At 63.1% G+C, this 6257-nt stretch carries 7 protein-coding genes and 1 tRNA gene; 4 read left to right on the top strand and 4 right to left on the bottom strand.

The annotated features are described in order from the left end of the window. Positions 1 to 695: 4'-phosphopantetheinyl transferase superfamily protein (locus tag E6K76_12130; GenBank protein ID TMQ56852.1), on the top strand; the 695-nt coding region annotated here is incomplete at its 5' end. A gap of 58 nt (positions 696 to 753) precedes the next feature. Here E6K76_12130 and E6K76_12125 read toward each other — a convergent pair. From E6K76_12125 to E6K76_12115, 3 genes are all read right to left on the bottom strand, one after another. Beyond that, positions 754 to 829: transfer RNA gene (locus tag E6K76_12125), tRNA-Cys, on the bottom strand. Positions 830 to 929: 100 nt separating this feature from the next. Then, positions 930 to 2345, bottom strand: a complete 1416-nt coding sequence (locus tag E6K76_12120) for an amidohydrolase (protein ID TMQ56851.1) — start codon at positions 2343 to 2345, stop codon at positions 930 to 932. 238 nt (positions 2346 to 2583) lie between these two features. After that, positions 2584 to 3315: a DUF4332 domain-containing protein gene (locus tag E6K76_12115; protein TMQ56850.1), complete on the bottom strand. Its 732-nt coding sequence runs from the start codon at positions 3313 to 3315 to the stop codon at positions 2584 to 2586. 335 nt (positions 3316 to 3650) lie between these two features. Here E6K76_12115 and E6K76_12110 point away from each other — a divergent pair, with 335 nt between their 5' ends. Both E6K76_12110 and E6K76_12105 read left to right on the top strand, forming a co-directional pair. Continuing rightward, positions 3651 to 4133, top strand: a complete 483-nt coding sequence (locus tag E6K76_12110) for a GNAT family N-acetyltransferase (protein TMQ56849.1) — start codon at positions 3651 to 3653, stop codon at positions 4131 to 4133. A gap of 27 nt (positions 4134 to 4160) precedes the next feature. Then, entirely contained in the window at positions 4161 to 4778 is a 618-nt protein-coding gene (locus E6K76_12105; protein ID TMQ56848.1) for a hypothetical protein, read from the top strand. Positions 4779 to 4815: 37 nt separating this feature from the next. Here the strand turns inward: E6K76_12105 and E6K76_12100 are convergent, their stop codons facing one another. Further along, positions 4816 to 5733 (bottom strand): DUF1259 domain-containing protein, encoded by a 918-nt coding sequence (locus tag E6K76_12100; protein TMQ56847.1) that lies wholly within the window; start codon positions 5731 to 5733, stop codon positions 4816 to 4818. A gap of 184 nt (positions 5734 to 5917) precedes the next feature. Here E6K76_12100 and E6K76_12095 point away from each other — a divergent pair. After that, the coding region (locus E6K76_12095; GenBank protein ID TMQ56846.1) for a vanillate O-demethylase oxidoreductase VanB at positions 5918 to 6257 on the top strand (340 nt) is incomplete at its 3' end.

The raw sequence follows: 6257 nt of genomic DNA, 5'->3' as shown, positions 1-6257 counted from the left end.
AGACATTGGCTCGCCTCTACGCGACCCTCGCGGTTGAGGAACGCAACCGGAGCGCACGTTTCCGATTCCAGCGCGATCGGCGACATTTCATCGTCGCGCACGGAGTGCTGCGTGAGCTTCTGGGGCACTATCTCCAGACCGAACCTGGCCGAATAGGCTTTGTGTACCAGGCATTCGGCAAGCCTGACCTCAGCCCCGGGTTCGGCGGCCGGCTCAAGTTCAACCTGTCTCACTCCGCCGGTCTTGCCCTCATCGCCATCGCCGCTGAGTCCAACGTCGGCGTCGATCTCGAATACATCCGGGCGCAATCGGATTACGCGGAGCTAGCGCGGCACTTCTTCTCGGCAGCGGAAGTCGACCAGTTGAGTGCTCTTCCCGACCATCTCTACGCCGAGGCCTTCATCAGTTGTTGGACGAAGAAGGAGGCTTACGTGAAGGCCCGCGGCCGCGGTCTCGCGCTACCGCTCCAGAGTTTCACGGTTCCCCTGACAAGCGATCCTGCGCAGGGTCCTGCAACCCTTCATGCAGCCTCGAACGGCATCGATCAAGCCATGCGTTGGTCGGTCCATACTCTCCGACCTGCTCCCGGGTACATCGGAGCACTCGCCATCCAGGGATGTGGCTGGCGCTTGAGTCAGTGGCAATGGAAGATGCGGGGACCGGTGATCGTCGGCAAGGACTTGCTCGAGATCTGAGTCCCGGTGCGGTGTCGGCTAATCAGGCGACCAAGCCTGGCATGCAAGAGGGTAAGTTTGGAGGCGGCACCGGGATTTGAACCCGGGAATAACGGTTTTGCAGACCGTCGCCTTAGCCACTTGGCTATGCCGCCCCGCAAGTGATTGAGTATATAGTGGTTGGCGGTGAGCGCAATTGGGGAAACCATGCGAGAGTAACGGTCAGTAAGACCGTTGCTGGCCTGGATAGATCAATCACTTCAACCCCAGCCTGTAGAGCCTCCCTGCGTTCGTGCGCAGCACCATCGTCGCGATCTCCTCTGCCCGGGCGCAGCTGACCTCGCCGGAACGGATCATGTCGGTGAGGGCCAACGCGAGCGCCGCCCTGCCGTTCTTGGAGGAAACCCAGGCGGTCACCTCCCAGCCCATGTCTGGCCCGAACGCAAAGGCGTCGGATCCGAAGAGAACCTTCTCGGGGTACTCGGTGAGCCAGCCCCGCAGCACCTCGGCCAGCCTGGCCGGCGTGTAAACGAGCGTCATCAGCGACATGTCGACGTAGACGTTCGGCTTAAAGAGCATCGTCCCAGCGCGAGCCGCGTTGACCCCGCCGCCATGGATGATGACGAAGTTCGTCTGGCGCAGGGTCGGGTCGTTGAATGTTGACTCTAGTAGTAGCGGATCGGCTCCGGCTACGCGGTAGTAGGGGCCGAATGCCTCGAACGAATGGATGTGGACAGCCATCCCGAGGCGTCCGGCCTCGCGCGCGATGTAGCGGAAGAGGAAATCTTCGAGCGACTTGTAATCGCTGTGGGACGGTTCGCCGCCGGCGGCGTACTTCGCGTAGATCTGTCTCGCGGTCGCGGCAGGGACCTCCGCGAAGTCGAGAGAACGGAGATAGGCGGCCTCGAACTTGACCGCGACGCAGCCTTTCTTCCGCTGCGCCTCGAGCGTGGGCGTTACCACCGTCTTGAGGTAGGCGTCCAGCGTCGCGGGGCGCTTGGCGATTTTGAGATCGGACATATAGCGTCGCAGGTGCTTCGCTTCGAGCGGATAGAGCACCTCGCGATCGGGCGAGACGGCCGACTCGGCCTTTGTGGAGAGCGGCAGCAAGAGCGCATCGACGTAGGAGACCCAGCGAAATCGCGGCGGCGTAAGGCCCGGCCCCATGGCCAGGCGGTTCGCGAAGAGCACTTCCGTGCCGATCCGATCCAGCACCCACGCGGGGAATCCCTCGCCCTGCTCCTTCGCGACGCGCTGCATCGTGCCGCGCAGCTCCTTCATGTGCGCATCGCTCAGATCAGCGTATGGATACTGGTAGAGCGCCTTGTAGGCGGCGATCCAGGCAGGGTTCTCGAGCCTGAGCTGCGCCGGCATCTCGATCGGGATGCCGTCGAGCGGCAGCGCGTCGTAGTCCGAGTCGGCGTGAGCCACGCTGTTCGCGTGGCTGTGATTGTCCACCGCGCGGATCTTCCCGATGAACGCGGTGATCCCCGGATCCGCACCCGGCTGGGCGGACGTCGCCGCTACGTCGCCATGGTGCGGCGAGGTGCACGCCAGCACCGCGCCGCCACAGGCGAGCAGAAATGTCCCGATCCTGTGCCGTTCCATGAACGATCCTCGCCACGAAGTGAAGCGGGTGCCGGGGGCAGGTGGCATCGAGGCACTGTACATCAAGCTCGGGGGCTTGCCGACCTCGCGCTACTGGCTACGGTCGTAGCTACGGTCAGGCTGGCCAATGCTGGCTGCCGTTGGCCGCTTTACCGTGTCCGCCATAGGTAATCCACCCAAACGGTGCCCCGCTCCTCGCCGCAATATCAACTCGGCCACGATCGAGCGATCGTGGCCGAGAGAAAGAGGAGGCGCTTTCTTGGATCGAGAGGTCGATAGGGGGGCGCCTCCCCACTGCCGACTAATTGACGATGACGCGTTCCGGCTTCGGACCTTCGGGCTTCGGGCTCGAAATGCTCCCGTTCGTCCCCGGCTTTGGATTTGCGAACCAGCCGGCGATGTCTTCTGCCGTGGGGAGCGGGCCTGTCAGCTTCCTCTCAGCCACCACCTCGCCCAGGTGCTTCGCCAGGGTCTCCGGTGTGTAGCTGAAGAGGCGCTTCGGCCCATCGATGCCTGCTGCGACGAGAACGTCGAGATGTCGCAGATCCATTCCCCTCACGCGTCCGAGCCGCGCCATGGCCGCGAATCTCATGAAGTTCTCCTCGGAGATGCCCGAGCTTGTCACGATGCCCGCGCGCTTCTCCTTGTCGCTCCAGATCTTCATCAGATCGTCCGTATTCTCGATGCCGGCCGTGCGAAGCGTGGTGACGTGGGCCGGATCGATTCCGTGAAACTCGCTCATCTTGAGAGACATTGTGCGACTCCTTCCCAGTCCAAGGCGAGCGCGCTTGCGATCGAGCGGATGAACCCCTTCATCGCACCGCGCGACCGGATGCTTGCGGGGGTTGCCCCGGAGGCGATTGGACCGGTTGAGGTGGGGTGCGGCGCGGGCCGATTCGATTGCGGGCGATCCGGAAATTCTCCAGAGCGCAGGCCGATTGCCGTTTGGACCCGTATCGCGGGATTTCCGCTCAACGGGGATCGACCGACCCCTGCGGATATCGGGGCCAGTCTCGGGGCTCTGCCCAGCCATATTGACGCTGGTTCGAGATCCCAGTACCTAATGTAATATAAGATATCACAATAACTTAAGCGGCGCCACTCTATTTACGATGAAACAGCTAAGAGACGTGTGACTGAGGGGTTGAGAGGAGGCGGCCTCTCACTCCGCAATGGCGACCCTACGGCGGATGGTCCGGGAGGTTGCAAGGCCGCCGGGTCTCCATCTCCTTCGTTCCTTCTATCAACCTCGCGGCAGCTTCTCGTATTATCTTGCCCCGACAGTACTTCGACGGTGGGCAGCCGACCGCCCGACCCGAGGATGAACGACTAGCTGACAGGGTCGCCTCGCTTTATCCAGGTGGGCCAATGATCACGATCCGACCGGCCGCAAAGCCGGACGAAATGGCGCTCGGGCGACTCGGCGCCGCGCTTATGCGCCAGCATCATGCATCCGATCCCCGGCGGTTTATCCTCACGGATCGACCGGAGTACGGATATGGGCGGTTTCTCATCTCACAGCTAGCGAATCCTGACCTGCTGGTCCTGGTCGCCGAGCGCCCGAACGAGATCGTTGGCTATGTCTTTGCGGGACTCGAGCCCACGAGCTGGAGAGACCTGCGCGGCCCATGTGGATTCATCCACGACCTTTACGTGCACGAGAGTGCGCGGCGCCAGGGCACCGGACAGCGGCTCTTGCGCGCAGCGATCGACTGGGTCCACTCGAGAGGGCTGGCGCAGGTTGTGCTCTGGAGCAAGCTCGGCAACGATGCCGCGCAACACCTGTTCGCGAAACTCGGCTTCCGGGAAACGATGATCGAGATGACGCTCGACGAAACCTCCGAAACCTAACTCTGAGACCAGCGAAGGAGGATACTCATGCACGAAGCAGTCGCGTCCCCCCTCGAAGCCTGGGCGAGCTTCTACGTCATCGTCGGCTCGTCTGCCGGGGCGCTGACCGGGCTGCAGTTCGTCGTCATGACGCTCATCGCCGAAAACATGCCCCGCGCCCGTGGGGAAACGATCTCGGCCTTTGGCACTCCGAACGTCGTGCACTTCTGCGCGGCCCTGCTTGTGGCGTCTATCCTGTCGGTTCCTTGGAACGCCCTACGGCCCGCGGGGCTCGCGGTCGCGGGATGCGGCCCGCTCGGGGTGGTCTACTCGGCGATCGTCATGAGGCGTGCGCTCCGACAGGGTGAGTACCAGCCCGTTCTCGAGGACTGGCTCTGGCATACCCTTCTACCCGCGCTCGCTTATGGGTCTCTGCTCGTCGCGGGCTTGGGTCTCGGGCGGAGCTACGCGGACGCGCTGTTCGTCATTGCCGCCGCCGCGCTGCTCCTCGTGTTTATCGGGATCCACAACGCGTGGGACACCGTAACGTACGTGATGGCGAGGGGTGGGACCCGGGAGCCGGCGGCCGAGCTCGGTGCGGACCGCGCCGAAGCGCAGCGCGCGGGTGCGGAAACGGAGACTGCCTCCGGCGACCGGGTGCCGTGAAATCGTCGTCGCTCCGACGCCGCGTTGCGGCCAGCCCTCACCGCTGGGCCGCGTTCATCGAGGCCGTGCGATCGAGAGCAGCACGCAGCCCCCGGGCAAGATCCTCCGTCCCTCCCAGACCCCAGTAGTGCAGGAATAGCATCCGCGGTTGTTCGCCGGCCATGTGCTGGTGGATAGCGACGATGTCGATGCCGTGACCGCGCAGTGCCTTGAGCACCGGCTGGAGCTCGGGCTCGAGCATCACGAAGTCGCCGTCGACCACCGACCGGTCGTCGGAGCCTGCAAACGCCGCCCATGTGTTGACCCCCATCGTGCCGCCCACCGACGCCCCGTGCATCGCGGTTGTACGACCCACGGTGACCTTGTACACACCGTCACTCACGCCGCCCTTCACGCCAAGGATCGCTTCGATCTTCCTCGGATCGAGTGTGGTCGTCGCTGGGTTGATGTCGGCGATGGGGACCTCCCCCTTGCCACCGCTCGTTTCCTTGATCTTGGCGAAGACCTTTCCGACCCCCTCCGCGAGTTTGGCCTCGTCACCCATCCCACCGATGTGCATGAACATCACTTTGGGAGAGTCCCAAAGGAAGTGGTTGTGCAACGCGGTGACGTCGAGCCCATTGTCGAGGGCCGCGCTCATGACCGGGTTCACCTGGTCCTCCAGGAGGACCATGTCTCCCATGACAACCGTCTGCTCCCCCGTCTTCTTGAAGGCCGCCCACGAAGTCAGTCCCATCGACGGCGTTAATTTGACGCCGGCCACTGTGACCGCCAAATCGCTCCGCGGCTCCGAGACCTTGAACACGCCCTCTCTCGAATTGAACGTGCCCTTCGCGCCGGTGAGTTCCTCGATGCGTGTGGTGTCGAGAGATGTGCTCATCGCAGCCATGACCCTCTGCGCAGTCGAGAGCGTCAAGAGACCCATCAGAATGATCAGAATCAGGGCTCGCTTCATCGAATCCTCTCCTTTTGGTCCTACTGCTCGGGTCCCCGCGCCCACCCACATCCTACCCTTTCTGCCCAGGGGTGACACAGCTTTCCTCCTTCGGTAACCAAAGGGTTGCGTTTCTTCTCGCGCTCGGATAATATGCAACCAATGGGTTGCGCATGGGGCGCAGCCCTACAAGGAGCTGGAGATGATGTCCACGACAACGACGGATCGAATCGAGAAGCAGATCCACCTACGCGCGTCGCGCGCCCGCGTGTGGCGCGCCCTTACCGACTCGAAGGAGTTCGGCGCCTGGTTCCAGTCGGCGTTCACGGAACCGTTTCGGCCGGGTGCAACGGTCAAAGGCCGGATCACCTATCCCGGCTACGAGCACCTTGTGGTCGAGTTCGCCATCGAGAAGATGGAACCGGAGCGTCTTTTCTCCTATCGGTGGCACCCGCATGCCATTGACCCGGCGACCGACTACTCGAAGGAGCCCATGACTCTCATCGAGTTTACACTCGAAGATGCGGAGGGCGGCACCCTGCTTC

It is taken from the genome of Candidatus Eisenbacteria bacterium (assembly GCA_005893275.1).
Taxonomy (GTDB): domain Bacteria; phylum Eisenbacteria; class RBG-16-71-46; order SZUA-252; family SZUA-252; genus WS-7.
Note: the sequence above shows the minus strand (reverse complement) of the source record. Positions and strands in the feature narration are given on the sequence as shown.

Bases quoted from the DNA above. Each gene is read 5' to 3' on its own strand.
- E6K76_12115 (TMQ56850.1), bottom strand. From the start codon at position 3,315: ATGGCTGGGCAGAGCCCCGAGACTGGCCCCGATATCCGCAGGGGTCGG.
- E6K76_12120 (TMQ56851.1), bottom strand. From the start codon at position 2,345: ATGTACAGTGCCTCGATGCCACCTGCCCCCGGCACCCGCTTCACTTCG.
- E6K76_12110 (TMQ56849.1), top strand. From the start codon at position 3,651: ATGATCACGATCCGACCGGCCGCAAAGCCGGACGAAATGGCGCTCGGG.
- E6K76_12105 (TMQ56848.1), top strand. From the start codon at position 4,161: ATGCACGAAGCAGTCGCGTCCCCCCTCGAAGCCTGGGCGAGCTTCTAC.
- E6K76_12100 (TMQ56847.1), bottom strand. From the start codon at position 5,733: ATGAAGCGAGCCCTGATTCTGATCATTCTGATGGGTCTCTTGACGCTC.